Source organism: Planococcus beijingensis (assembly GCF_016820615.1).
Taxonomy (GTDB): Bacteria; Bacillota; Bacilli; order Bacillales_A; family Planococcaceae; genus Planococcus; species Planococcus notacanthi.
Map to the genome: position 1 here is coordinate 270,937 of NZ_JADHDZ010000002.1, position 24,539 is coordinate 295,475.

At 44.8% G+C, this 24,539-nt stretch carries 26 protein-coding genes; 19 read left to right on the forward strand and 7 right to left on the reverse strand.

The window, feature by feature from the left end; all coding sequences use genetic code 11:
• The first annotated feature begins 38 nt into the window (after positions 1 to 38).
• The 7 genes from IRE19_RS07530 to IRE19_RS07560 all read left to right on the forward strand — a co-directional run bounded on the left by IRE19_RS07530 (position 39) and on the right by IRE19_RS07560 (position 8,385).
• Positions 39 to 1,274 (forward strand): argininosuccinate synthase, encoded by a 1,236-nt coding sequence (locus tag IRE19_RS07530; protein WP_203340045.1) that lies wholly within the window; start codon positions 39 to 41, stop codon positions 1,272 to 1,274.
• Positions 1,271 to 2,644, forward strand: a complete 1,374-nt coding sequence (argH, locus tag IRE19_RS07535) for an argininosuccinate lyase (protein WP_203339871.1) — start codon at positions 1,271 to 1,273, stop codon at positions 2,642 to 2,644. The genes IRE19_RS07530 and argH overlap by 4 nt, the downstream gene beginning before the upstream one ends.
• A gap of 363 nt (positions 2,645 to 3,007) precedes the next feature.
• On the forward strand, positions 3,008 to 4,762 hold the full coding sequence (locus IRE19_RS07540; RefSeq protein ID WP_203339872.1) for an ABC transporter transmembrane domain-containing protein: 1,755 nt from the start codon (positions 3,008 to 3,010) through the stop codon (positions 4,760 to 4,762).
• Positions 4,762 to 6,546 (forward strand): ABC transporter ATP-binding protein, encoded by a 1,785-nt coding sequence (locus tag IRE19_RS07545; protein ID WP_203339873.1) that lies wholly within the window; start codon positions 4,762 to 4,764, stop codon positions 6,544 to 6,546. The genes IRE19_RS07540 and IRE19_RS07545 overlap by 1 nt, the downstream gene beginning before the upstream one ends.
• Positions 6,547 to 6,832: 286 nt before the next feature.
• On the forward strand, positions 6,833 to 7,543 hold the full coding sequence (locus IRE19_RS07550) for a cytochrome c biogenesis protein CcdA (protein WP_203339874.1): 711 nt from the start codon (positions 6,833 to 6,835) through the stop codon (positions 7,541 to 7,543).
• 25 nt (positions 7,544 to 7,568) lie between these two features.
• On the forward strand, positions 7,569 to 7,892 hold the full coding sequence (locus IRE19_RS07555) for a thioredoxin family protein (protein ID WP_191715810.1): 324 nt from the start codon (positions 7,569 to 7,571) through the stop codon (positions 7,890 to 7,892).
• Positions 7,885 to 8,385 (forward strand): CcdC family protein, encoded by a 501-nt coding sequence (locus tag IRE19_RS07560; protein ID WP_203339875.1) that lies wholly within the window; start codon positions 7,885 to 7,887, stop codon positions 8,383 to 8,385. The genes IRE19_RS07555 and IRE19_RS07560 overlap by 8 nt, the downstream gene beginning before the upstream one ends.
• Positions 8,386 to 8,399: 14 nt before the next feature.
• Here IRE19_RS07560 and IRE19_RS07565 read toward each other — a convergent pair whose 3' ends face one another.
• Positions 8,400 to 8,834: a DUF2621 domain-containing protein gene (locus IRE19_RS07565; RefSeq protein WP_191715808.1), complete on the reverse strand. Its 435-nt coding sequence runs from the start codon at positions 8,832 to 8,834 to the stop codon at positions 8,400 to 8,402.
• 120 nt (positions 8,835 to 8,954) lie between these two features.
• On the opposite strand from IRE19_RS07565, the gene IRE19_RS07570 reads away from it, so the two are divergent.
• The 4 genes from IRE19_RS07570 to IRE19_RS07585 all read left to right on the forward strand — a co-directional run bounded on the left by IRE19_RS07570 (position 8,955) and on the right by IRE19_RS07585 (position 10,253).
• Complete coding sequence (locus IRE19_RS07570; RefSeq protein ID WP_203339876.1) at positions 8,955 to 9,173, forward strand: DUF1659 domain-containing protein; 219 nt, start codon at positions 8,955 to 8,957, stop codon at positions 9,171 to 9,173.
• Positions 9,174 to 9,194: 21 nt separating this feature from the next.
• Complete coding sequence (locus tag IRE19_RS07575; RefSeq protein ID WP_203339877.1) at positions 9,195 to 9,410, forward strand: DUF2922 domain-containing protein; 216 nt, start codon at positions 9,195 to 9,197, stop codon at positions 9,408 to 9,410.
• Between the two features lie 56 nt (positions 9,411 to 9,466).
• Entirely contained in the window at positions 9,467 to 9,595 is a 129-nt protein-coding gene (locus IRE19_RS07580) for a YvrJ family protein (protein ID WP_006831430.1), read from the forward strand.
• A 94-nt stretch (positions 9,596 to 9,689) separates the two neighbouring features.
• On the forward strand, positions 9,690 to 10,253 hold the full coding sequence (locus IRE19_RS07585; RefSeq protein ID WP_203339878.1) for an SCO family protein: 564 nt from the start codon (positions 9,690 to 9,692) through the stop codon (positions 10,251 to 10,253).
• A gap of 8 nt (positions 10,254 to 10,261) precedes the next feature.
• On the opposite strand, the gene mscL is transcribed toward IRE19_RS07585, so the two are convergent.
• The gene (gene mscL, locus IRE19_RS07590; RefSeq protein ID WP_191715804.1) at positions 10,262 to 10,651 is read right to left on the reverse strand and encodes a large conductance mechanosensitive channel protein MscL; all 390 of its coding nucleotides are present in this window, start codon (positions 10,649 to 10,651) and stop codon (positions 10,262 to 10,264) included.
• 273 nt (positions 10,652 to 10,924) lie between these two features.
• Here mscL and IRE19_RS07595 point away from each other — a divergent pair, with 273 nt between their 5' ends.
• On the forward strand, positions 10,925 to 11,563 hold the full coding sequence (locus IRE19_RS07595; protein ID WP_203339879.1) for a lytic transglycosylase domain-containing protein: 639 nt from the start codon (positions 10,925 to 10,927) through the stop codon (positions 11,561 to 11,563).
• 39 nt (positions 11,564 to 11,602) lie between these two features.
• Here IRE19_RS07595 and IRE19_RS07600 read toward each other — a convergent pair whose 3' ends face one another.
• The 3 genes from IRE19_RS07600 to IRE19_RS07610 all read right to left on the reverse strand — a co-directional run bounded on the left by IRE19_RS07600 (position 11,603) and on the right by IRE19_RS07610 (position 13,629).
• Positions 11,603 to 11,863 (reverse strand): GlsB/YeaQ/YmgE family stress response membrane protein, encoded by a 261-nt coding sequence (locus IRE19_RS07600; protein ID WP_191715802.1) that lies wholly within the window; start codon positions 11,861 to 11,863, stop codon positions 11,603 to 11,605.
• Positions 11,864 to 11,953: 90 nt separating this feature from the next.
• Complete coding sequence (locus IRE19_RS07605; RefSeq protein WP_203339880.1) at positions 11,954 to 12,496, reverse strand: cysteine hydrolase family protein; 543 nt, start codon at positions 12,494 to 12,496, stop codon at positions 11,954 to 11,956.
• A 272-nt stretch (positions 12,497 to 12,768) separates the two neighbouring features.
• Positions 12,769 to 13,629 carry a site-specific integrase gene (locus IRE19_RS07610; RefSeq protein ID WP_191715800.1) on the reverse strand — a complete coding sequence of 287 codons (861 nt, stop codon included), beginning with the start codon at positions 13,627 to 13,629 and terminating at the stop codon, positions 12,769 to 12,771.
• Between the two features lie 209 nt (positions 13,630 to 13,838).
• On the opposite strand from IRE19_RS07610, the gene IRE19_RS07615 reads away from it, so the two are divergent.
• The 4 genes from IRE19_RS07615 (at position 13,839) to IRE19_RS07630 (ending at position 18,021) form a co-directional block, all read left to right on the forward strand.
• Positions 13,839 to 14,342 carry a DinB family protein gene (locus tag IRE19_RS07615; RefSeq protein WP_349291260.1) on the forward strand — a complete coding sequence of 168 codons (504 nt, stop codon included), beginning with the start codon at positions 13,839 to 13,841 and terminating at the stop codon, positions 14,340 to 14,342.
• 141 nt (positions 14,343 to 14,483) lie between these two features.
• Positions 14,484 to 17,198, forward strand: coding sequence for an aconitate hydratase AcnA (gene acnA / locus IRE19_RS07620; protein ID WP_191715798.1), 2,715 nt, complete (start codon positions 14,484 to 14,486; stop codon positions 17,196 to 17,198).
• Between the two features lie 99 nt (positions 17,199 to 17,297).
• On the forward strand, positions 17,298 to 17,738 hold the full coding sequence (locus IRE19_RS07625) for an acyl-CoA thioesterase (protein WP_191715797.1): 441 nt from the start codon (positions 17,298 to 17,300) through the stop codon (positions 17,736 to 17,738).
• A complete protein-coding gene (locus IRE19_RS07630; protein WP_191715796.1) occupies positions 17,722 to 18,021 on the forward strand; it encodes a hypothetical protein in 300 nt (99 codons plus the stop codon). The genes IRE19_RS07625 and IRE19_RS07630 overlap by 17 nt, the downstream gene beginning before the upstream one ends.
• Positions 18,022 to 18,271: 250 nt before the next feature.
• Here the strand turns inward: IRE19_RS07630 and IRE19_RS07635 are convergent, their stop codons facing one another.
• Positions 18,272 to 18,571 carry a HesB/YadR/YfhF family protein gene (locus tag IRE19_RS07635; RefSeq protein WP_191715795.1) on the reverse strand — a complete coding sequence of 100 codons (300 nt, stop codon included), beginning with the start codon at positions 18,569 to 18,571 and terminating at the stop codon, positions 18,272 to 18,274.
• Between the two features lie 22 nt (positions 18,572 to 18,593).
• On the reverse strand, positions 18,594 to 19,184 hold the full coding sequence (gene plsY / locus IRE19_RS07640; protein WP_203339881.1) for a glycerol-3-phosphate 1-O-acyltransferase PlsY: 591 nt from the start codon (positions 19,182 to 19,184) through the stop codon (positions 18,594 to 18,596).
• A gap of 130 nt (positions 19,185 to 19,314) precedes the next feature.
• Here plsY and IRE19_RS07645 point away from each other — a divergent pair, with 130 nt between their 5' ends.
• The 3 genes from IRE19_RS07645 to parC all read left to right on the forward strand — a co-directional run bounded on the left by IRE19_RS07645 (position 19,315) and on the right by parC (position 24,240).
• Entirely contained in the window at positions 19,315 to 19,728 is a 414-nt protein-coding gene (locus tag IRE19_RS07645; protein WP_203340047.1) for a CoA-binding protein, read from the forward strand.
• 118 nt (positions 19,729 to 19,846) lie between these two features.
• Positions 19,847 to 21,817 carry a DNA topoisomerase IV subunit B gene (gene parE, locus IRE19_RS07650; RefSeq protein ID WP_191715793.1) on the forward strand — a complete coding sequence of 657 codons (1,971 nt, stop codon included), beginning with the start codon at positions 19,847 to 19,849 and terminating at the stop codon, positions 21,815 to 21,817.
• The gene (gene parC, locus IRE19_RS07655; RefSeq protein WP_203339882.1) at positions 21,814 to 24,240 is read left to right on the forward strand and encodes a DNA topoisomerase IV subunit A; all 2,427 of its coding nucleotides are present in this window, start codon (positions 21,814 to 21,816) and stop codon (positions 24,238 to 24,240) included. Before parE ends, parC begins: the two co-directional genes overlap by 4 nt.
• The last annotated feature ends 299 nt before the right edge of the window (positions 24,241 to 24,539 follow it).

The following is a 24,539-nucleotide window of genomic DNA, read 5'->3' on the forward strand; positions in this document are numbered from 1 at the left end:
CATTTCAAACGTTGCATAAAAATACATTGGAGGTTTTCATATTGAATAAAAAGATTGTACTCGCATACTCAGGTGGATTAGATACATCGGTGGCCATTCCGTGGCTGAAAGGACAAGGCTACGACGTCGTCGCTGTTTGCCTGGATATCGGGGAAGGAAAAGATTTGGACTTCATTAAACAAAAAGCGCTTCAAGTTGGAGCGGTTGAAAGCTATATGATCGATGCAAGAGACGAATTTGCAGAAGAATATGCATTAATATCATTGCAGGCGCATACGTTATACGAAGGCAAGTACCCGTTAGTATCTGCGTTATCGCGTCCATTGATTTCGAAAAAATTGGTAGAAATCGCTGAAGCGACGAACTCTACTGCTGTAGCACACGGCTGCACTGGAAAAGGGAATGACCAGGTACGTTTCGAAGTATCCATCAAGTCATTGAATCCGAACCTTGAAGTGGTAGCGCCTGTGCGTGCATGGGCTTGGTCACGTGATGAAGAAATCGCTTATGCAAAAGAGCATAACATTCCGATTCCGGTTAATTTGGACAGCCCGTTTTCTATCGACCAAAACCTTTGGGGCCGTGCAAACGAATGTGGCATCTTGGAAGATCCATGGGCTACACCGCCTGAAGAGGCTTATGACATCACAGCTGCACTTGAAGATACTCCGGATACAGCGGATATCGTCGAAATCGAATTCGTCAATGGCGTACCGACTCAATTGAATGGCGTTTCGTACTCATTCTCTAACTTGATCCTTGAATTGAATGAAATTGCCGGCAAGCATGGAGTGGGAAGAATTGACCATATCGAAAACAGACTGGTCGGCATCAAATCGCGTGAGGTCTATGAAGCTCCTGCTGCCATGACATTGATTGCTGCGCATAAAGAGTTGGAAGACATCACATTGGTAAAAGAAATGGCTCATTTCAAGCCGGTTATTGAGAAGAAACTGACAGAATTGATCTATGAAGGTCTATGGTTCTCTCCATTGCGTGTTGCGCTCGAAGCATTCTTGAAAGAAACACAGGTTTATGTCAACGGGACTGTACGTGTGAAATTGTTTAAAGGTCATGCAATCATTGAAGGCCGTAAATCACCAAATTCTCTATACAGTGAGCAATTGGCGACTTATTCTACGGATGATACATTCAACCATGAATCTGCAGTCGGCTTTATCGAATTATGGGGCCTTCCAACAGTTGTCAACTCGATGGTCAATAAAAAAGAAGTTACAGTACCTGAAGATTTGAAAGAGAAGGTGAAAGCATGACCAAACTGTGGGGCGGCCGTTTTCAAAAATCGGCCGAACAGTGGGTCGATGAGTTCGGCGCTTCAATTTCCTACGATCAAAAATTGGTGATGGAGGATCTGGAAGGCAGTACGGCGCATGTAAAAATGCTGTCTGCCTGTGGTATCCTTCCGGAAGAAGATGCAAATCTGATCTTATCGGGTCTTAAAACGCTGAAACAAAAAGCGCAGGACGGCGATTTAGAATTCAGTGTATCGAATGAAGACATCCACTTAAACTTGGAAAAGCATTTAATAGATGAAATCGGACCTGTCGGCGGCAAGCTGCACACTGCAAGAAGCCGAAACGACCAGGTAGCGACTGATATGCATTTGTATTTGAAAAACCGTGTCCAGGAAATCATCGAAGCCATCACGGCGTTCCAGGATGCGATCGTGACACAAGCGGAAACGCATGTAGAAACGGTTGTTCCGGGCTATACCCATCTTCAGCGTGCCCAGCCGATTTCCTTCGGCCATCACTTGTTGACGTATTTCTGGATGCTGCAGCGCGACAAAGAGCGTTTGACGGAATCGTTGAAGCGCATCGATATTTCTCCGCTTGGCGCGGGGGCGATGTCCGGCACGACCTTCCCGATTGACCGTGAAATGTCAGCCGAGCTATTGGGCTTTTCAAACGTTTACCAGAACAGCCTGGACGCTGTCAGCGACCGTGACTTCATTTTGGAGTTCCTCAGCAATGCGTCTATGCTGATGATGCATATGTCCCGTTTTGCAGAAGAAATCATTCTTTGGTCAAGCGAAGAATTCCGTTTTATCGAGTTGGATGATACCTTCTCAACAGGGTCCAGTATCATGCCCCAAAAGAAAAACCCGGATATGGCGGAATTGATCCGCGGCAAGACGGGCCGTGTTTACGGCAATCTGTTTGGATTGCTGACAACCTTGAAAGGCCTTCCGCTTGCTTATAACAAAGACATGCAGGAAGACAAAGAAGGGATGTTCGATACGGTTCACACCCTGATGGGGTCGTTGCCGATTTTCGAAGGCATGATCCGCACCATGACAGTCCGTACAGATTCTATGGAAAAAGCCGTTCATTCGGATTTCTCCAATGCGACGGAATTGGCGGATTACCTCGCTGCCAAAGGCATGCCGTTCCGCGAAGCGCACGATGTAACCGGAAAACTGGTTTTCACATGCATCCAGCGCGGTTATTTCTTAAAAGACCTGCCTCTTGCAGATTTGCAGGAAGCAAGTCCATTGATCGATGAAGACATATACAATACGTTGATGCCGAGAACTGCAGTAGAGCGAAGAAACTCACTGGGCGGCACTGGTTTTGAACAAGTACATCATCAATTGGGACTTGCCAAGCAGCTCATCGGGTAAAAAGTCCATCTCTATAAAGCCGTTGGCGGTTGGTACCCGCTGCCGGTCCATAAAAGCCGATTTTCCTCTTCCCCTATGGAAAATCGGCTTTTATTTTTTTTGCCTTTTTTTCTGAAGAATGATTGAGGTATACAGAGAAAAAGAAGTTCAGCCGTAAGACTGATTTATTTTGCAAATCGAAATATTCTCTTTCCAATAGTTAACAGGCTTTGGTAAAATATATGAGATAAAAAATATCGGTACCAGCTGAATTTGTCTATGTTTTGCATGAACGGCAGGCAAAAAAAGTCCCATTATTCACGTAACTAAACAATGGCTCAGTGGGTTATGAGTAAAACATTAAAAAGCAAGGGGCAAGATGCGATGAAAGTCTTTTGGGAGCTAGGCTGGTTTTTCAAAGAACGCAAAAAGCAATACACATTGGGGATTCTGCTGTTGCTGATGGTGGCATTTCTTGGTGTATTGCCTCCGCGCATTATCGGATTTGTAGTGGACCGCATCAGTGAAGGCAGCTTGACGCCGGAATACCTTGCGACATGGTTGGCCATTTTGGCTGGCGCCGCTTTAGTGATGTACGTGCTGCGTTACATTTGGCGTCTGTTGATATTCGGTTCCTCCATCATTTTGGCACGTAATCTGCGGGCACAGCTGTTTCAGCATTTTACACAGATGTCTCCGGCTTTCTATCAAAAACGTCGTGTCGGTGATTTGATGGCACATGCCACCAATGATCTGCAGGCGGTGCAACAGACGGCGGGTGCGGGTGTACTGACGCTGGTCGACTCCATCGCGACCGGCGGCTTCGTCATCGCGGCCATGGCACTCACCATTGATTGGAAATTGACTTTGATTGTGCTGTTGCCGATGCCGTTGATGGCTTATATGACCAATTATTACGGAAAAATGATGCACCAGCGGTTTCACGGGGCACAGCAGGCTTTTTCAGGGCTTAATGACAAAACCCAGGAAAGCATTTCCGGAATGAAGGTCATCAAAACCTTCGGCCAGGAACAGCAAGACATCGATGATTTTAAAAGTTTATCGGAACGTGTGGTGGAAGAGAATATCCGGGTGGCGCGTGTCGACTCTTTATTCGATCCGACAATTTCTGCAATTATCGGCATCTGTTATTTTCTGGCCATCGGTTTCGGTTCTTATTTCGTCGTGAATGGGAAGATGACCATCGGAGATTTGGTCGCTTTTACTGCCTATCTCGGGCTTTTGGTATGGCCGATGTTGGCGTTCGGCTGGCTGTTCAATATTGTGGAACGCGGGCGCGCCTCTTATGACCGCATTCGGGCATTGCTGGCAGAACCGGTTGATATCGATGACCGCGAAGATGCCGTCGATGAAGAACCTTCGGGAGGCTTGTCCTTTTCAATTGACCAATTCAAATTCACCGGAGACGAGCGGGCGGCGCTTAAAGATGTCCACTTTACTGTCAAACAAGGTGAAACCCTGGGAATTGCAGGGAAGACCGGTTCGGGGAAATCCGCTATTCTGCGTCTGCTGCTAAGGGAATTTGACGATTATGAAGGCTTGATCCTATTTGGCGGGATATCGATCGATTCCTATAAAATGCAGCGTTTGCGTCAGGCAATCGGCTATGTCCCACAGGACCATTTCCTGTTTTCGACAAGCATTGCCGGGAATATTGCATTCGCGCAGCCAAATGCCAGTCTCCAGGAAATTCAGGAAGCTGCATCATTGGCCCATATTCATGAAGACATTGAGAACTTTACGAGAGGCTATGCAACAGTGGTGGGAGAGCGCGGCGTTTCGTTATCTGGTGGGCAGAAACAGCGGATTTCGATTGCACGGGCATTGCTGAAAGAGCCGGAGCTGCTGATCTTGGATGATTCGCTTTCTGCCGTGGATGCCAAGACAGAAGAAGCGATTTTGCAGTCACTGAAGACGACACGGAGCGGAAAAACCACCATCATCACTTCACACCGTTTAAGCGCCATCCAGCATGCCCATCAGATTTTGGTGATGGACAAAGGCACCATTGCGGAAATCGGTTCGCACGAAGAATTGATGAAGAAAAAAGGGCAATACTATGAAATGTATGAGCTGCAGCGATTGGAAGCGCTCGTCGAACAGGGAGGCGAGTTGTAATGTTGGCTAAAGAAACCCAAAAACAACAGGAACTTACCGGGCGGGACCAATGGATTGTGTTCAGGCGTTTGCTGAAATATTTGGCGCCGCATAAGAAAATGCTGATTTTGGCGATGGGGCTGTTGATTTTGACGGTGCTTGGAGATGTCCTTGGCCCTTTGCTCATTAAAATATTCATCGATGATTATTTGACACCCGGAAACTTTCCGACAGGGCCGATTATAGGATTGGCAGCCGCTTACTTGTTTATTCAAACATCCAATGTCATCATCAGTTATTTTCAGCTGCTGAAATTTCAGGAAGCGGCATTGAAGATTATCCAGCAGCTGCGGATTGATGCTTTTGCGAAAGTGCATGGGTTGGGCATGCGTTATTTCGACCAGACTCCAGCAGGCGGCATCGTTTCTCGCGTCACCAATGACACCGAAGCCATCAAGGAAATGTTCGTCACTGTCCTTATCGGCTTTATCCAAAGTGCCTTTTTGATTGTCGGCGTCTACATCGCCATGTTTTTCCTGAATTTCCGGTTGGCGCTTATTACCCTTCTGCTGTTGCCGATTCTTGGGTGGATCATTTACCTGTACCGGAAATACAGCTCGGTATTTTACCAGGATCTAAGGGAACGCCTCGGGCAATTGAATGCCAAATTATCCGAATCAATTCAGGGGATGGGGATGATCCAGGCTTTTGGCCAGGAAACAAGGCTGAAAGATGAGTTTAATGAGATCAACGACAAACATTGGCAGGCCGGCAAACGCAATATCAAAATTGATGGTCTGCTGCTGCGTCCGGCGATTGACCTCGTCTACGCATTGGCGCTCATCATGCTGCTCAGTTATTTCGGGATCAGCTCATTTTCAAACACGGTGGAAGTCGGCGTCATCTATGCATTCGTGACATACATCGATCGCTTTTTTGAACCGATCAATCAAGTGATGCAGCGGCTGTCGATATTTCAGCAAGCAATCGTGGCTGCTTCCCGCGTCTTTTTGCTGCTGGATGAACAGGAGAAAGCACCCCGGCAGTTTGGCACTGCTGGTGAAATCACAGATGGCGAAATCGAATTTCGCAATGTCAGTTTTTCCTATGATGGCAATAAGGAAGTGCTGAAGAATATTTCCTTTAAAGCTAAGCCAGGGCAAACGATCGCTTTAGTCGGCCACACCGGCAGCGGAAAAAGTTCCATTATTAATTTATTGCTTCGTTTTTATGAATTCGAAAAAGGGGAAATCCTGATTGACGGCAACTCGGTAAAGGAATATGAAACAGATGAACTGCGCAGGAAAATCGGGTTGGTGCTGCAAGATCCTTTCTTATTTTACGGAACGATCGCAAGCAACATCCGGTTGTATGATCAAACACTGACGGACGATGAGGTTCGAAAAGCTTCAGAATTTGTACAGGCCAACCCGTTTATTGAAGCTTTGCCGCAAGGTTATAACCAGCAAGTAACAGAACGGGGCTCGACGTTTTCGAGCGGGCAGCGTCAATTGGTGGCATTTGCGCGGACGATGGCAACCGATCCCAAGATTCTGGTGCTCGATGAAGCCACCGCGAACATTGACACGGAAACTGAAGTGGCTATCCAAGCCAGTTTGGAGCGCATGCGGCGTGGACGAACGACGATTGCGATTGCGCATAGGCTCAGTACCATCCAGGATGCGGATTTGATTTTGGTGCTGCATGACGGCGAAATCGTCGAGCAAGGAACACATCAGCAGCTGCTTTATCAACGCGGACTGTACCACAAAATGTATTTGCTTCAGAATGGTCTTGTTGAGTGAAAATGGACGGCTCAGGCCGTTCTTTTTTATTTCATAAATTTTATCCGATTTTAAGAATGCTCTTTTTTTACTTACTATGTAGTAAACTACAAAAGGTTTTATCATAAAACCTAAACACGTCAACAAGAAAAAACAGTGTCAAAATAGAAAAAGAGACATTCAGCAGGGGTTTAAGCTACCAAAGAGAACAATTAGGCATTTGTCCACAAAGATTTCACAGGCGCAAGGGCGGTGTTTCGCATAAAAATTTGGTAAGATGGGAGAAGTATAGGAAGGAGAATTACCAGTGGCATCTGATATCAATTTATTTTTGGCTTTTGGAGCCGGCTTTTTAAGTTTTGTTTCACCTTGTACTTTGCCTTTGTATCCTGCATTTTTATCCTATATAACAGGTATGACCATGGATGAAATCAAAAACGATAAAAAAGTCATGCAACGCCGGGGCATGTTCCACACCTTGTTTTTCCTTTTAGGGTTTTCAACAATTTTTATAGCACTCGGATTCAGTACTTCATTTTTCTATGAATGGTTTATCCGATATGATGAATTGATTCGACAGGTAGGCGCAATCTTCATCGTTTTATTCGGATTGATGATTGTTGGTGTCTTCTCACCGAAATTCCTTATGCAGGACCGCAAGTTCTCATTTAAAAACCGGCCTTCCGGATTTTTTGGGACATTTGTTATCGGATTGGCATTTGCAGCTGGATGGACGCCTTGCACAGGACCGATTACAGCAGCTATTTACGCTCTTGCTGCCACCAATCCGGGATCAGGTGTCTGGTACATGCTGGCTTATGTTTTAGGGTTTGCGATTCCATTCTTCGTCCTATCGTTCTTCGTGACACGTATGGGTTGGCTGCGCAAGCATAACAAGAAAATCATGAATATTGGCGGTTACATTATGATTGCAGTCGGAATTATGCTGTTCTTCGACGGTTTGACGTATTTAATCCGGATCATGAGTCCAGTTTTTGGTGATTTCCAAGGATTTTAAAACAACAACTAAGTAGGTGAGCAAGATGGAAATCATTTCTGCGATAGAAGAATATCAATCAAAAATTGCACAAGAGCAGTCATTTCTGTTATTTGTAAAAACGGAAAATTGCTCGGTCTGTGAAGGGTTGCGCCCGCAGGTCGAAGCGTTCGAATCCGATTACGGGCTGCCTTTCTATTTGGTTAATGCGGCAAAAGTGCCGGAATTGGCAGGACAGTTGATGCTTTTTACTGCACCGGTTATCCTGTTGTTCCGTCAAGGGAAAGAAATTCAACGATGGGCGCGGTTCGTGCCTATCGATGAATTGCGCCACCGGTTGGATGAACTGGAGGAGAGTTTGAATGTTTGATCAGATTCCTTCAGAAGTCTATTTGATTATCACTACCGCCGGAGCATTCGCTATGGGGCTATTGGCCATGTTTGTCCGTTCGAAATCGGCAAAAAAACCGGCATCGGTCAAAAAAATCATTCTGCCGCCTTTCTTCATGTCGACTGGTGCGTTGATGTTCATTTTTCCAATCTTTCGTGTAGCACCTATACAGATTCTCGAAGCATTAGGTGTCGGTATTCTTTTCTCGACTGTCTTGATTTGGACTTCGAAATTCGAAGTCCGTGATGGTGAGGTTTATTTGAAACAATCGAAAGCCTTTGTTTTCATCCTGTTTGGGCTATTGCTTCTGCGGGTAGTTGGAAAAGTGGTATTAAGCTCTAGCATTGATGTCGGCGAATTAGGAGGCATGTTCTGGATTCTGGCATTCGGAATGCTTTGGCCATGGCGTTTGAGCATGCTTTGGCAATATAAAAAAATCGCAGCAAAAGGTAAAAGCGCTGTTCCCATCTAAGGGAGCAGCGCTTTTTATTGTTCGAAATATTGCTCGTAAGGGCTTACGTCAATCTTGAGTTCAGCTAACTTTTTCCGCAAAAACTTATGGTCACGCTTTGGTGTTGCCAGGATATATCCACGGATAATATGTTCCAGTTTCATCTTTTTAGCTTTTTCTTCAAGCAGAACCTGTCCGATCCTGCCCGCGATTTTCTGTTTTGCAACCGGACGGAATAAATCAGGAACAGGTTGCACCAGCTCATTCAACATCGCTTTTTCTTCATCACCCCATAAATGGATGGTTTTATCGACATAATATTCTTCCCAGTTTAAATCTGAAAGGCCATCTTCCTTTGGCATGGACTTGAGGAACTTTCTGAACATGAAATATCCGCCAATCGCGAATAACCCCACCAGCACCACAACCCAAAATAGGATAAACCACAAAAACCAGCCACTCAGTTCCATATTGTTTCACCTCGTTTTTCCCATTACTTCTATTATAGAAGGGTTTGAAAAGAAATTCATTAAAAATGTATCTCTTTTTTTCATCTGTGTCTATATAGCGAATGAAAGGAGGTGGTAAACATGGCCTTTAGTGATTTTAAAAACGCCAGCATCCGTTGCACTTACGAAAACGGCTTGGATGCCAACGGCAAAGTAAAGAAAAAGATTAAAGCGTACCACAATGTGAAAGAAACGGCAGCAACAGACAACATTTTCGGAGCCACAGCTGTACTGGAAAATTTCGGAACAAGAACGTTAATGGATGTCGAGAAACAATCGACCATCACGATCTACCAATAATCGGCATAGGGGGAATGGGAAATGGCTAAAACATTGGAATTGATTTTTACAACCACTGCTGGGAAAGACGTCACTTTGACTGTAGAAGAGCCACGGGAAAATATCAGCGACGCAGAATTGCTGGCAGGAATGCAAGCAATCATCGCTCAGGATATTTTTGAAGTGGAAGGTTCTTCATTCGCATCAGTAAAAGGTGCGCGTGTGGTTGAACGGAATATTGTAGAGTACGCAGTATAAGCAAGAAGCTCTCCTGATTTGGGAGAGCTTCTATTTCAGTAGAAAGGAGTGAAACTATGGCTGAGTGGATGCAATGGATCCAAGAACTCGGATTCCCCATTTTTGTGTCATTTTATTTGATGCATCGTGTGGAAACGAAACTGGTCGCGATTCATGACGCATTGATTACATTAAAGCTGTCCTGACTTCACAAATTCGTGACAATGGCAGCGCGATATGTATTGTGCGGATTCTGCGCTTTCGCTATGATAGGGATGACGGAAGAGTGGAGGGCATTTTATGCGATATATTTATTTTTTGGCTTTGCTCAGCCTGGTTCTGCTGTTAACAGCATGCGGCAGTTCAACAATTGAGGATTTCTCCTATACAGACCATCGGGGAGAACCGGTGTCTCTTGAAGATTTAAAAGGAACACCATGGCTGGCGACTTTTATGTTCACGAATTGTGAAACTGTCTGTCCGCCAATGACTTTCAATTTAAGCGGGATTCAGGAAGAGTTGAAAGCTGAGGGAATTGAAGATTATAAAATAGTAGCGTTCAGTGTCGATCCGACTGTGGATACACCTGCGACGATGCAAGATTATTTAGCGAAGTATTCGGTTCCTGATGAATCAAAATGGCACCTGTTGACGGGGTATACACAACCCGAAATAGCTGAATTTGCGAAAGATAATTTCAGTTCTTTTGTCAAAAATGATCCTGAAAGCGATCAGGTCATTCATGGTACCGCTTTTTATTTAGTGGATCAAGAAGGAACCGTTGCCCATAATTACGACGGTTTTGAAGATGTGCCGGTAGAAGAGATCAAAGAAGACTTGCGCGGATTAATTGAAGGAAAGTAAAAAACCGGTCAAAGACCGGTTTTTTCTTTGCCCAAAAGATCTCTGATTTCGAGAAGGATTTCCTGAGTTTTGTCCAGGACTTCCGGTTCTTCGTCGGCAGGTACATCTTTTTTGCGTTTCAGTTTGGTGAAGACGCGGATCACCATGAAGATGGAGAATGCAATAATAAAAAAATCGATGATGGCTTGGATAAATAGCCCGTAATTCAAGACTACGTCATTGAAGGTGTAGCTCCAATTCTCCACGCTGATTCCGCCGACCAAAATCCCGACCAGCGGCATAATGATGTCTTCCACCAAAGAAGAAACAACTTTCCCGAAAGCGGCACCGATAACGACTGCTACTGCAAGGTCAAGGACATTTCCTTTTAAGGCGAATTTTTTAAAGTCTTCCCACATAATATTCACCTCCTGTACATATTTGTTTAGTCTATCAGAAATATTCTGAAAAGTAAAGAAACACAAGAGTTCTTTTGAAAGAGCACCGGTGTATGGAACGATATAGTCTGGAAGCTATGTTACACTAAAAGATATGGATAAAAAGCAACTTAAATCATTAGGGACTCGTCTCTATTGATTGTCAGTGTTTAATCAGGTTTTAGCAGCTAGCTATTTCTGCTTGGAAAAGTGGAGTTATGTTGTCTGTTGAAACGGGATAATAGGTGTGTGTAAATGAAAAAAAAGAAACTACCCATGAAATGGAAGCGGAAAATCGGTTGCCTGATCCTTTTGGTGCCAGGGGCCGTTGTCTTAGCGACACTCGGAATCCTTGTTTTTATGCTGGTCAATTCGGCTTCTGTGTTCACTACGCTCAAAGAAGCACCAAGCCACTTGATAGAGATGGAATTTCCAGAAGAAAATATTCCGCATTATAAAGATGCGGCTGAAGCATATGGCATTCCATGGACGTTGCTGGCTGCGCATCACCGGATCGAAACAAGATTTTCGACAATGGATCCGTTGCTGTCTCCAGTAGGGGCAGAAGGGCATCTGCAATTTATGCCTTGTACGTTTGTGGGATGGAGACATCCGACTTGTTCTGGAAAAGGCCAAGGGGAGATCAGCGAAGAAGACAAGACCAACCTCGAAGTAATCGCTTATTATGGCGGTTATGGAGTTGACGGCAATGGAGACGGCATAGCAGATCCTTATAATTTAACGGATGCACTGTATAGTGCAGCAAACTATCTGTCCCTAAATGGAGCTGCAGATGGGGATTTGGAAAGAGCGATTTTCCAGTACAACCATAGTGAGGAATACGTAGCAGATGTTCTTCATTATTATCATCTTTACGAAGAAGACTATAATTGACGACAAAAAAAGAGTGGACATATGTCCACTCTTTTTTTATTAGGCTCTACGGCCTTTTCTCATAGATCCCATAATCAGGCTAAGAACGAATACAAAGATCAAAGCACCGATTAATGCAGGGATAATAGCTACGCCCCAAATGACAGGACCTAAATCTCCTAGAATCAATCCACCTAACCAGGCACCTATGATACCTGCGATGATGTTACCGATAATGCCGCCTGGAACATCCTTACCTAAAATCATTCCTGCGATCCAACCGATGATACCGCCCATAATAAGGTATAAAATAAAACCCATTTTTTCCAGCTCCTTTTAATGTAATGAATAAGTGCTACACTCTAGGTATAACCGGAATCAGGACGTTTGAAACATAAAAGAGAAAAAAAGTTATAAAACGTGTGCGTCCAAGGTAGTGCTGAAGTGGCGCAGGGCCCAATCATGGCCAGCTTGATCAAAGCTTGCAACAGCATTTTCATGAATGAATATTTTATAGCCTTTGTTATAGGCATCGACCGCAGTATGCAGTACACAGATATCTGTACAAACGCCTACGATATGGATTTCTTCAATTTTTCGTTCCCGCAGCAGCAATTCCAGGTTGGTACCGGCAAATGCACTGTATCTGGTTTTGTCCATCCAAATGATCCGGTCGGCATTGGCTTTATAGACTTCTGCTAGGCGGCCATAAAGTTCTCTTCCGGCAGTTCCTCTTATATTGTGGGGAGGAAAGAGTTCTGCTTCCGGATGAAAGGCGTTGGTTTTTTCATGAAGATCAACCGGCATAACCACCAGCTCTTTTTCAGTCAAAAATTCTTCTGTCAGATTGCAAATCGCTTCTTCAATAGCCTGTCCTGGCTTTCCGCAGGTTAAGGCTCCATCATCTGCTACAAAATCTATTGTATAGTCGACAACCAATAATGCTTTCTTCATAAAATCACTCCAATCCTTTTTCTTGATTATAGCTAAAAGCAGGAGAAAGAAACAATGCTTGCCATCTTCAGTCGAATTCAGTATAATCAGACTATTCATAAGGAAGGGGTGGTCTTGATGCAATACGAAAATGTTGAGAAGCTTGACAGACAAGCTTTAATATTTGTGGTCCTTCATACATTGCTTATTTTTAATTTTGCATTGGATTTCGGTTTCTTGACATGAAGCGAAACAAGCAAAAGCCTATCCCGTTTTCAATGGGATAGGCTTTTTTAATGGGTGCCTCTTTTCAGGCGGACCAAAGAATCTTTTAGGATTCGGGATGCGGAGTCGAGTGAAACTCCTAAAATTTCCTGGATTTCTTCCAAATTCTTATGCTCCACAGAGTAAAGGTAATATACATAAGCAAAACGAATATCACCTGACCTCATGGGCATGCCGACAAACGAGGAAAGGGCTTCGGTGTAATCGGACAATGAACCCATCTGGAACATGGTGTATTCATTTTTCACTTTCGAAGATAACAGGTAGGGCGTACCGCGAAAGACGGCGCGTTCAATTCCATCCAACATAACAGGGATTTCTTTGTCTGTGAATTCAAGGCGGCATTGATAGCCGTCTTTTTTCTCGACTGCCAACGCCAGCTGACCATCTCGGTCATCAAAGTTATCGATATCAATAGCCACCATATCCCGCAGGCGGAGGCCGCGCAGGTAAAGGATATATAAAATCTTAGCATTTAATGATAGGTGATCGGCTTCGAGCACCGCGTCTTTCTTTTTCAGCAGGTCTTCGTAATCCAAGTGAATATCGGAAGGGGTCAAATCCAGTTTTCTGTTGAATTTGAACTTGGGCATAAAATCGTTGGGAATGCGTCCGATCTGCCACATATAATCGAACCATCTTCTTATATAGATCAGTTTTCGGTTCAGTGTGCTGTCTTTGATGCCGGCAGCGTGCTGGTCCTGCAGAAATTGCTGAATATCGGAAGGACGGATTTCGTGAGGTTCCACCGGTCTTTTGTACGTATGCCTAAGAAAAGCGAAGAGCGAGCGGATCAATTGGACTTCATGGACAACCGTGTTGGGGCTGATGCCGTTGTCCAATCGGAATTTCTCGTAACCATAAGGCATAAAGCGTCACCTCTTCTAAGGGATTTCCTTAAATTATACCATTAATACAGGTAAATAGAACGTATTTTCCCTTTCGTTCCTATTTTGAAGAAACCAATCTCATTTTTATTCTTTCTATAGAAGAGAAAAGAAAATCTATCGCCATAAATGTATATAAACCATTCGATTTAGGGTATGTTAATAAGGATAGGCAATTAGAGGAAACGAAGGTGCATACTGATATGTTCAAAGAAGACAATGCCAAAATCAGGAACCAGATTCTGCAGGCCGTAGAAGGGATGCCTGATGAAAAGCTGAACAGAAAACCGACACCTGAAGAATGGTCACCTATTCAAATCTTGGATCATCTTCAATTAATGGAGACAACTGTCGCCAAAGGCGTATCCCGTGAGCTGAAAAAAGAAACTGGTGAAAAAGCGGTGAAAAAACCGATTGCGTTGACTGTCAGCCGTTCTTTTAAAGTGGATGCTCCGAAACACGTAGTGCCCACCGAAGACTTTGTTACACTCGAAGAAATGAAAGAACGCCTGAATGCTTCCCGTAATTTCCTGTACGAAGTGTACAGCCAGGCTACGCCTGAACAGCTGAAACAAAAATCAATGCCGCACCCGGTCTTTGGGAAAGTACCTCTGGTCCAGTGGTTTCCATTTGTGGGCTTACACGAAAAGCGCCATTTCAAGCAACTGCAAGAGACCTTAAGCAAACTCGATTGAGTCGAAAGAAAGTCATTCGAAAAACTTATCACATTGTATAATTTTAATGTAATTTACTTATGCTCAAGCATTAGGTATGATGGAAGAGGAGAAAAGTGCTGTCACGAGCCTTTTCAGAAGATTTAAAGGAGGAACACACAAATGGCAAAGAGCAGTTTGCACAACAGCCGCACTTCTTTTGAGCTAAATGGCAAAACGTTTAACTATTATCGTTTAGCAGCATTAGAAGAAGCAGGGATCGCTAAAGTATCACGCCTTCCTTATTCAATCAAAGTTCTATTGGAATCCGTATTGCGTCAGCACGACGGGTACGTAATCAAAGATGAGCACGTTGAAGAATTAGCAAAATGGGGCAAAGACGCTAACAAAGAAGCTGAAGTTCCATTCAAGCCGTCACGCGTTATCCTTCAGGATTTCACAGGCGTACCAGTAGTCGTTGATTTGGCTGCACTTCGTTCAGCTATGGCTGAAATGGGTGGAGACCCGAACAAAATCAACCCTGAAATTCCAGTGGATCTGGTTATTGACCACTCGGTACAGGTTGACAACTACGGAACACAAGATGCACTACGCATTAACATGGAACTTGAATTCGACCGCAACGCTGAGCGTTACCAATTCCTTAGCTGGGCTCAAAAAGCTTATGACAACTACCGTGCAGTTCCACCCGCAACTGGTATTGTTCACCAAGTAAACCTTGAGTATCTTGCAAACGTTGTCCATGCTGTTGAAAATGCGGATGGTACTTTCGAAACATTCCCTGATACATTAGTCGGTACAGATTCACATACGACAATGATCAACGGAATCGGTGTTCTTGGATGGGGCGTAGGCGGTATCGAAGCAGAAGCCGGTATGCTTGGGCAGCCTTCATATTTCCCGATTCCTGAAGTTATCGGAGTTAAAATGACTGGCGAACTTCCAAACGGTGCTACTGCAACCGATTTGGCGTTGAAAGTTACACAAACTTTGCGTAAAAAAGGTGTTGTAGGTAAATTTGTTGAGTTCTTCGGCCCTGGTGTTACAACATTGCCACTTGCTGACCGTGCAACGATTGCCAACATGGCTCCAGAATACGGCGCAACTTGCGGATTCTTCCCAGTTGACGAAGAAGCGCTTGACTATATGCGTTTGACTGCACGTGATGCAGACCAAATCGCTGTCACTAAAAAATATTTGCAGGAGAACGGCATGTTCTTCACAGTTGACAACGAAGATCCGATCTACACAGACCTTGTGGAAATCGATCTTTCTGAAATCGAACCTAACCTTGCTGGACCAAAACGTCCACAGGATTTGATTCCTTTGTCTCAAATGAAACCTGAGTTCAACAAAGCTGTAACAGGCGAAGAAGGACCACACGGTTTTGCACTTGATGCAGCTGAAATTGCGAAAACAGCAACAGTTAACTTCAAAGACGGCAAAACTGCCGAAATGAAGACGGGTGCATTGGCGATTGCGGCAATCACGTCTTGTACAAACACTTCTAACCCGTACGTAATGCTTGGTGCTGGATTAGTAGCGAAAAAAGCAGTAGAAAAAGGATTGACTCCACCTGCTTACGTGAAAACTTCATTGGCGCCGGGATCTAAAGTCGTTACAGGTTACTTGAACGATTCTGGTTTGTTGGACTACATGAACCAAATCGGCTTTAACCTTGTTGGCTACGGCTGTACAACATGTATCGGTAACTCGGGTCCATTGCTTCCTGAAATTGAAGAAGCGATCTTGGACAACGATCTATTGGTATCATCTGTATTGTCAGGTAACCGTAACTTCGAAGGACGTATCCACCCACTTGTTAAAGCTAACTACTTGGCATCTCCAATGCTTGTTGTTGCTTATGCACTTGCTGGAACTGTGGATATCGACTTTGAATCTGAGCCGATCGGCAAAGACAAAGAAGGAAAAGATGTCTTCTTCAAAGATATCTGGCCTACAACTGAAGAAATCAAACAAGTCGTTAAAGACACAGTTACTCCAGAATTGTTCCGCAAAGAATACGAGCACGTATTCAACGAGAACGAAGCATGGAATGCGATTGAAACTAACGACGATTCATTGTATGAGTTCGATGCAACATCAACTTATATTCAAAACCCGCCATTCTTTGAAGGTCTTTCTAAAGAACCGGCACCGATCCAAGCACTATCTGGCCTTCGTGTAGTTGCGAAATTCGCAGACTCTATCACGACTGACCACATTTCACCAGCTGGTGCCATCGGCAAAGATACGCCAGCAGGCCTATACCTTCGTGAAAACGGCGTAGAGCCACGTAATTTCAACTCTTACGGATCTCGCCGCGGTAACCACGAAGTTATGATGCGCGGAACTTTCGCTAACATCCGTATCCGTAACCAAGTAGCTCCAGGCACAACTGGCGGTTACACAACTTACTGGCCAACGGGCGAAACAATGGCGATCTACGATGCTGCTATGAAGTACCAGGAGCAAGGCACAGGACTTGTTGTCTTGACTGGTAAAGATTACGGCATGGGCTCTTCACGTGACTGGGCTGCTAAAGGTACATTCCTTCTAGGCATCAAAACAGTTATCGCTGAAAGCTATGAGCGTATTCACCGTTCAAACCTTGTGATGATGGGTGTTCTTCCATTGCAATTCGTCAATGGCGAAAGCGCGGATTCTCTTGGTTTGACTGGCCGCGAAACAATCAGCGTCAACTTGACTGATGACGTGAAACCTCGCGACGTCCTTACTGTTACAGCTACTGCTGAAGACGGTAAAGTGACTGAGTTCAAAGTATTGGCACGTTTCGATTCTGAAGTCGAAGTGGATTACTTCCGCCACGGCGGCATCCTGCAAATGGTGCTGCGCAACAAATTGCTAGAAGTATAAGATTTATTCATGTGAAGGCTGCCGGGGAATTCCCCGGCAGCCTTTTCTGTTACATAAAGAACGAGATTTCTTGTATACTAATGTAGAGGTGAAATGGACATGTACATAAGTGAAAAAGAAATAGAAATCCGTTACGCAGAAACCGATCAAATGGGTGTGGTCTATCATGCCAACTACATCATTTGGCTGGAAATTGGCCGTACAAAGCTCATTGAAGACCTGGGATTCACCTATGCAGGTATGGAAAAGGACGGGTATTTATCCCCCGTAACAGACATCTCCATCCAGTATAAGGCGGCACTCCGCTATGGACAGAAAGCTGTTGTCCGGACGTGGGTCGAGGAGCATGGCCGGTTGCGGACCAAATATGGCTATGAAATTCTCCATGAAGATGGAACGATCGCCGCTACCGCAATCTCTGAACATGTCGTGGTCAAAAAAGACAACTTCCGACCAGTGTCCATCAAAAAGATTTATCCCGAATGGCACGCCAAATACGAAGAAATCAAAAAGCAGGTGGCCGATGGCGTTCGGAATTAAAAGGGACGAATTGAATCGCTGGAAACAGGATGTCACGGACGGCCGAATTGCTTTCTTGACGCATTACTGGGTGGATGAGCGTTTTCCCGGCTGCAGCACCGTGACGAAAGTGGGTTGCTGCGACATGGACAAATTGGAGGAATGGGGCAAAAAATACGGATTGAAACGGGAGTGGATGGATTTGCGGGGAGATTACCCGCATTTCGATCTTTTCGGCGATCGGCAACGGGAAATCTTGGAGACTGAAGGTTATCTGGAGCAATTAAACAGATTTCATCGGTAAAAAAACTCTTTATTCTACTCGAATTGCCGAAAGATGTGCGGACGAAAAGGCTCGTGATTTTCGGGGGAATACGTGTAGCAATATTATTCAACTGATAAATTTTGTTGCAATTCCCAGGTCTTGAACATCTAAACCACTCTTGAATTTATCCGGAATACATCGAAAAAGCTGCCGTTAACTGTCAAAATCAAGACAGTTAACGGCAGCTTTTATGCATGAGAATGTATAAAAAAACCAACTATTCATTCATTTAAGCGTTCTGTTTTGAGTATGAATAATCAAGTTCGTGCAGGTCATCATTAACCGTGACCTGAAGATCATGTCCATCAAAATACCAGACATCGCTTTGTTCAATAAAGTAGGTGACCTGGTCTTCCTCCACCTGAACAGCCATTTCATGAGGCTGATCTTTAGTGACGCCCAAAGAAAATCCGGGCTGAAGCTTGCTTGCACCTCCGTAGCGGACAAAAAACCTGACCGACTCACCGGGAGACACTTCCATTTCTTCCTTAAACCAATTGAATGCGTCGTCACTGATTTTGATTTGCATATGGCACGTCCTTTCGCAGATGTTACCAGTTGATTTTTGGTTCTGTACCCGCACGGATTCTGGAAATATTAGCCCGGTGGCGGAAAATGATGAAAATCGCTAAAATGTAGATGACGACCATAAACAAGTAATCACCGGTGATCACTCCATAGATGGTGGTGTAGATGATGAACACCACAGCCAAGATGATTGAAGACAAAGATACCATTTTGGTGATTTTCAATGCAATCAATAGCACTGCAACTGCCATGATGAATAGTGGCCATTGGTAGCCCAACAGAATGCCGCCTGAAGTTGCAACTGCTTTTCCGCCTTTAAATTTGGCGAATACAGGATAGATATGGCCAATGACTGCAACAACCCCGAATATCAATGGATGGATATCAGTAGCAATGTACAGGGGAATCAATGTAGCAGCGGTCCCTTTCAGGATATCCAGCAGCGTAACGGCAATGCCTGCTTTTTTGCCGAGAGTTCGGAATGTGTTGGTGGCGCCCAGGTTGCCGCTTCCTTTTGTGCGAATATCGGTATTGTAGAATAACTTTCCGATCCACAGAGCAGATGGAATTGAGCCGAGCAGGTAAGCTAATAGAATAGGAAGCAATGTACTCATGATAAACTCCTTTAAAACAACCTTATTTTGTAGTATCAGTTTACCATGACTGAAGATCTTTGAACAATAGATGGCAGATTATTCAACAGGCAAGACGAAATCGTGTATGATAGAATAAAAAGGACAGGTGATCATCTTGAACAATCCTAGCCGTGAAGAAATCAAAAACGTACTCGACAATGCGAAAACCATCGCTGTAATCGGGCTCAGCCCTAATCCGAGCCGAACATCCTATATGGTTTCGGAAGCTATGCAACGGGCCGGTTACCGCATTATCCCAGTTAATCCGCAGACAGATTCCGTACTGGGCGAAAAAAGTTACGCTTCTTTGAGTGATATTCCAGAAAAAGTGGATATCGTCAACGTTTTCCGGCGCAGTGAGTTTTTGGAAGATATCGCTGATGAATTTATGAAAATCGATTGTCCAGTTTTTTGGACACAATTGAATGTAGTGGATGAGAATGTATTTAATCGATTGGCTGATGCAGGCTATACGGTCATCATGGACCGCTGCATCAAAGTGGAACACGCCATTCTGAAATAAGGCATTACCGCTAAGAGCGCCCAGCGCTCTTTTTCTATGAAGTTTGACAGATGGCCATAGAATAGAATACGATTAAGAGAGAGAATTATACGAACAGATGTTTGTTGGAGGGAATTAGATGGCTAAAATTCAAAGCACGGCATACAACGAAGAAGCGATCCAAGTACTCGAGGGCTTAGATGCCGTCAGAAAACGGCCGGGGATGTATATCGGTTCAACGGACACACGCGGACTTCACCATTTAGTCTATGAAATTGTTGATAACTCAGTTGATGAAGCGCTTGCAGGCTACGGAGACAGAATCACCGTTACGATCCATGAAGACAATAGCATCAGTGTGCGGGATTATGGGCGCGGCATGCCTACAGGAATGCACCGCAGCGGCAAACCCACGCCAGAAGTGATTTTGACGGTTTTGCATGCTGGAGGGAAATTCGGACAAGGCGGCTATAAAACAAGTGGAGGCCTGCACGGAGTTGGTGCGTCAGTGGTCAATGCACTGTCCAAGTTTTTGGAAGTCACTATTTACCGCGACGGCAAAAAATACCGCCAGCGTTTTGAAAATGGCGGCAAACCGGTCACCACATTGGAAGAAATCGGTTCAACGAAAGAAACCGGTACAGTCATTCACTTTTTGCCGGATGACGCCATTTTTTCCGTAAGCAAATACAATTATGAAACATTGTCAGAACGTCTTCGCGAATCGGCTTTCTTGCTGAAAGGACTGAAGATCGAGTTGTTCGATCAACGGACAGAAGCCAAGGATGTTTTCCATTACGAAACCGGTATTGAAGCATTCGTCTCTTATTTGAACGAAGAAAAAGATGTGCTGCATCCAGTGGCTTATATCGAGGGGCAGCAGGATGAGATGGAAATCGAGTTTTCTTTCCAATTCAACGATGGCTATTCCGAGACGATTTTGTCATTCGTCAATAACGTCCGTACTCGTGACGGCGGTACACATGAAACCGGCGCAAAAGCAGCGATGACCCGAGTCTTCAATGATTACGCAAGAAAAATAAATCTCTTGAAAGATAAAGATAAGAACCTGGAAGGCTCGGATATCCGCGAAGGGTTGGCAGCTATTGTTTCTGTCCGCATTCCCGAAGGGATGCTGCAATTTGAAGGACAGACGAAAAGCAAGCTGGGTACGAGCGAAGCACGGAGCATCGTCGATTCGGTCGTGTCCCAAAAATTAATGTATTTCCTGGAAGAAAACGCCGATCTCAGCGCATCTCTGGTACGCAAAGCGATTCGGGCATCACAGGCTCGCCTGGCCGCTAGAAAAGCACGGGAAGACGCACGAAACGGCAAGAAACGAAAAAAATCGGATGCTTTGCTATCCGGTAAATTGACGCCTGCCCAATCCCGAAATGCTGCAAAAAATGAATTGTACCTGGTGGAGGGAGATTCGGCCGGCGGCTCTGCAAAACAGGGGCGCGATCGGACATTCCAAGCGATTTTGCCGCTGCGCGGGAAAGTCGTCAACACTGAAAAAGCAAAACTTGAGGAAATCATGAAGAACGAAGAAATCTCGACCATTATCCATGCCATCGGCGGCGGGGTATCTTCGGATTTTTCAATCGACGACATTGCTTATAACAAAGTCATCATCATGACGGATGCCGATACGGATGGTGCGCACATCCAAGTGCTGCTGCTGACGTTCTTCTTCCGCTACATGAAGCCTTTGATTGAAGCAGGCAAAGTCTTCATCGCGTTGCCGCCACTGTACAAAGTCTCCAAAGGCATCGGCAAAAAAGAAGTGATCGACTATGCATGGACAGAAGCCGATCTTGATGAATCCATCAAAAAAGTCGGAAAAGGCTATATGCTGCAGCGTTATAAAGGTCTGGGTGAGATGAACGCAGACCAATTGTGGGAAACGACCATGAACCCGGAAACACGGACACTGATCCGCGTAACCATTGAAGACAGTGCCCGTGCAGAACGCGGCATCACGACGTTAATGGGTGACAAAGTCGAGCCGAGACGCCGCTGGATTGAAAACAATGTCGACTTCGGACTGGAAGAAGACAGCAATATTCTTGAAAATGATTTGATTCACGCTGAGGAGGAACTTGTATGACACAAACCGAACGATTTCAAGATTTGCCACTGGAAGAAGTAATCGGTGATCGGTTTGGCCGTTACAGCAAATACATCATCCAGGACCGTGCACTGCCGGATGCCCGTGACGGCTTAAAACCCGTTCAGCGCCGGATTTTATATGCGATGTACCACGAAGGCAATACCAATGATAAAGCGTTCCGGAAATCAGCAAAAACTGTCGGTAACGTTATCGGTAACTACCATCCACATGGTGACAGTTCGGTTTATGAAGCGATGGTTCGCTTAAGCCAGGACTGGAAGATCCGCCACATGCTCGTTGAAATGCACGGTAACAACGGGTCGATGGACGGCGATTCGCCGGCTGCAATGCGTTATACAGAAGCACGCCTGTCTGCGATTTCATCTGAATTGCTGCGGGACATCGACAAACGCACCGTTGACTTCATTCCGAACTTTGATGATTCGGATATGGAGCCGACCGTTCTGCCAGCACGTTTTCCGAACCTTTTAGTCAATGGATCAACTGGTATTTCTGCCGGTTATGCGACTGATATCCCACCTCACGCCCTTCACGAAGTGCTGGATGCGGTACTGATGCGCATGGACAATCCACAGGCAACCGTTGCTGAATTGATGACCGTCATCAAAGGACCAGATTTCCCGACAGGGGGCATCATCCAAGGGGTGGACGGCATCCGTAAAGCTTACGAAACCGGTAAAGGCAAGATCATTGTCCGCTCAAAAGCGGAAATTGAACCATTAAAAGGCGGAAAAGAACAAATCGTCATTACGGAAATTCCGTTTGAAGTCAATAAAGCCAGCATGATCAAGAAAATCGATGATCACCGCTTTGACCGCAAACTCGAAGGGATTTCTGAAGTACGCGATGAATCCGACAGAACCGGCCTGCGTATTGTCATTGAACTGAAAAAAGATGTTCAGGCTATTGGCATCCTTAATTATTTATACAAAAATACTGATTTGCAGGTCAGCTACAATTTCAACATGGTGGCGATCCATAATCGCCGGCCAACGATGATGACCCTGCAAACGATGCTTGATGCCTATATTGAACACCAAAAAGAAGTCATCACCAAGCGCTCGGAATTTGATCTCCAAAAAGCAAGCGACCGCATGCATATTGTGGAAGGCTTGATGAAAGCTTTGTCGATTCTGGATAAAGTGATCAAAACCATTCGTTCTTCAAAAGACAAACGGGATGCTAAAAACAACTTGATTACATCGTATGATTTCTCGGAAGCTCAATCAGAAGCGATTGTGTCGCTGCAATTATACCGTCTCACCAATACGGATATCACTGATCTTCAAAAAGAAGAGCAGGATCTGAAAAAACTCATCGCTGAGTTGACCGGCATCCTGACCAGTGCAACCAAGTTGAAAAACGTCATCAAAAAAGAATTGGCAACGATCCGCAAGAAGTTTGCGGAACCGCGTCGTTCAGTCATTGAAGACAAAATTGAAGAAATCACCATTACACGCGAAATCATGATTCCGAGTGAAGAAGTGGTCGTGACGGTTACGAAGGAAGGCTATGTCAAGCGGACCAGCACCCGTTCGCATGCGGCTTCCAACGGCAAAGATTTTGCGATGAAGGAATCGGATTATTTGTTGTTCGAAGGCAATTTGAACACTCAGCATACGATTCTGATTTTCACTACAGCCGGGAATTTCGTTTACCAGCCGATCAACGAATTACCGGACATCAAATGGAAAGACCTCGGCCAGCATTTATCAAGCATCGTCCAATTAGATGCGAATGAATCGATCCTTGCCGTCTGCCCATTTGAGAACTTTGATGCGGATGCCAGTATCCTGACCGTATCGAAATTCGGCCAGGTTAAACGTTCAGCTTTAAAAGACTATCAGATCCAGCGGTATTCGCGTGCCATTAAAACCATGAACTTGAAATCTGGCGATGTCATGATATTCGCTGGATTGGTGACAAAAGAGACGGAACTGTTCATCGGAACCAACCAAGCATATGGTGTTCGTTTCCCGATGGATGAAGTGCCGCTTACTGGACTTCGCACCGCCGGAGTCAAAGGCGTCAACCTGAAGGACGGCGATGAAGTTGTTTCTGCAGTGATGATTGACCCGGAAGTGAAACAGGAACTTGTGCTGGTGACCCAACGGGGAGCAGCTAAGAAAATGAAGCTTCAGGAATTCGAAAGTGGCAGCCGCGCGAAACGAGGCGTAGTGATGCTGCGCGAATTGAAATCAAATCCTCATCGCGTCGTCGCCGTTATTGGGGCAACCGGAAAAGAAGAGATTCTGCTTGAAACAGCTAAAGGAATACGAATTCCATTGGTTGCCAATTCACTAAAAAATGTGGACCGTTATTCAAACGGATCATTCATTGCTGATGAAGCGACAGACGGCAAAGTAGTTGCTGCTTACCGGATTGAAAAAAAAGAATAAACAAATTAACCCACTCCTTTGAATGCAGGAGTGGGTTTTATTCATTCATTCGACAAGGCGGGGAAATGGTTCGTTATTCATGTGAAGTCCTTAAAAAAGCAATGGGGAACAAATGGGTAGAGAAGTGAATATCGATGAATATAGGGAACTAGAGTGAGGCCTGAATTTTGTTGAAAGAAGGTGTAAATTTCATAGCAAGCAGTCATGAAAAACTTTTCAACAAATTGTCGCAATCTTCTAGACATTATGACGTTGTGATGTGTTAGAGTAGTGAGATAAATAAAAATAAGAAGGTGACA

What these genes read in the sequence shown, in the direction of transcription:
- argH (WP_203339871.1), top strand. Translation starts at nt 1,271, where the DNA reads ATGACCAAACTGTGGGGCGGCCGTTTTCAAAAATCGGCCGAACAGTGG.
- IRE19_RS07540 (WP_203339872.1), top strand. Translation starts at nt 3,008, where the DNA reads ATGAAAGTCTTTTGGGAGCTAGGCTGGTTTTTCAAAGAACGCAAAAAG.
- IRE19_RS07545 (WP_203339873.1), top strand. Translation starts at nt 4,762, where the DNA reads ATGTTGGCTAAAGAAACCCAAAAACAACAGGAACTTACCGGGCGGGAC.
- IRE19_RS07555 (WP_191715810.1), top strand. Translation starts at nt 7,569, where the DNA reads ATGGAAATCATTTCTGCGATAGAAGAATATCAATCAAAAATTGCACAA.
- IRE19_RS07560 (WP_203339875.1), top strand. Translation starts at nt 7,885, where the DNA reads ATGTTTGATCAGATTCCTTCAGAAGTCTATTTGATTATCACTACCGCC.
- IRE19_RS07565 (WP_191715808.1), bottom strand. Translation starts at nt 8,834, where the DNA reads ATGGAACTGAGTGGCTGGTTTTTGTGGTTTATCCTATTTTGGGTTGTG.
- IRE19_RS07570 (WP_203339876.1), top strand. Translation starts at nt 8,955, where the DNA reads ATGGCCTTTAGTGATTTTAAAAACGCCAGCATCCGTTGCACTTACGAA.
- IRE19_RS07575 (WP_203339877.1), top strand. Translation starts at nt 9,195, where the DNA reads ATGGCTAAAACATTGGAATTGATTTTTACAACCACTGCTGGGAAAGAC.
- IRE19_RS07580 (WP_006831430.1), top strand. Translation starts at nt 9,467, where the DNA reads ATGGCTGAGTGGATGCAATGGATCCAAGAACTCGGATTCCCCATTTTT.
- IRE19_RS07585 (WP_203339878.1), top strand. Translation starts at nt 9,690, where the DNA reads ATGCGATATATTTATTTTTTGGCTTTGCTCAGCCTGGTTCTGCTGTTA.
- mscL (WP_191715804.1), bottom strand. Translation starts at nt 10,651, where the DNA reads ATGTGGGAAGACTTTAAAAAATTCGCCTTAAAAGGAAATGTCCTTGAC.
- IRE19_RS07595 (WP_203339879.1), top strand. Translation starts at nt 10,925, where the DNA reads ATGAAAAAAAAGAAACTACCCATGAAATGGAAGCGGAAAATCGGTTGC.
- IRE19_RS07600 (WP_191715802.1), bottom strand. Translation starts at nt 11,863, where the DNA reads ATGGGTTTTATTTTATACCTTATTATGGGCGGTATCATCGGTTGGATC.
- IRE19_RS07605 (WP_203339880.1), bottom strand. Translation starts at nt 12,496, where the DNA reads ATGAAGAAAGCATTATTGGTTGTCGACTATACAATAGATTTTGTAGCA.
- IRE19_RS07610 (WP_191715800.1), bottom strand. Translation starts at nt 13,629, where the DNA reads ATGCCTTATGGTTACGAGAAATTCCGATTGGACAACGGCATCAGCCCC.
- acnA (WP_191715798.1), top strand. Translation starts at nt 14,484, where the DNA reads ATGGCAAAGAGCAGTTTGCACAACAGCCGCACTTCTTTTGAGCTAAAT.
- IRE19_RS07625 (WP_191715797.1), top strand. Translation starts at nt 17,298, where the DNA reads ATGTACATAAGTGAAAAAGAAATAGAAATCCGTTACGCAGAAACCGAT.
- IRE19_RS07630 (WP_191715796.1), top strand. Translation starts at nt 17,722, where the DNA reads ATGGCGTTCGGAATTAAAAGGGACGAATTGAATCGCTGGAAACAGGAT.
- IRE19_RS07635 (WP_191715795.1), bottom strand. Translation starts at nt 18,571, where the DNA reads ATGCAAATCAAAATCAGTGACGACGCATTCAATTGGTTTAAGGAAGAA.
- plsY (WP_203339881.1), bottom strand. Translation starts at nt 19,184, where the DNA reads ATGAGTACATTGCTTCCTATTCTATTAGCTTACCTGCTCGGCTCAATT.
- parE (WP_191715793.1), top strand. Translation starts at nt 19,847, where the DNA reads ATGGCTAAAATTCAAAGCACGGCATACAACGAAGAAGCGATCCAAGTA.
- parC (WP_203339882.1), top strand. Translation starts at nt 21,814, where the DNA reads ATGACACAAACCGAACGATTTCAAGATTTGCCACTGGAAGAAGTAATC.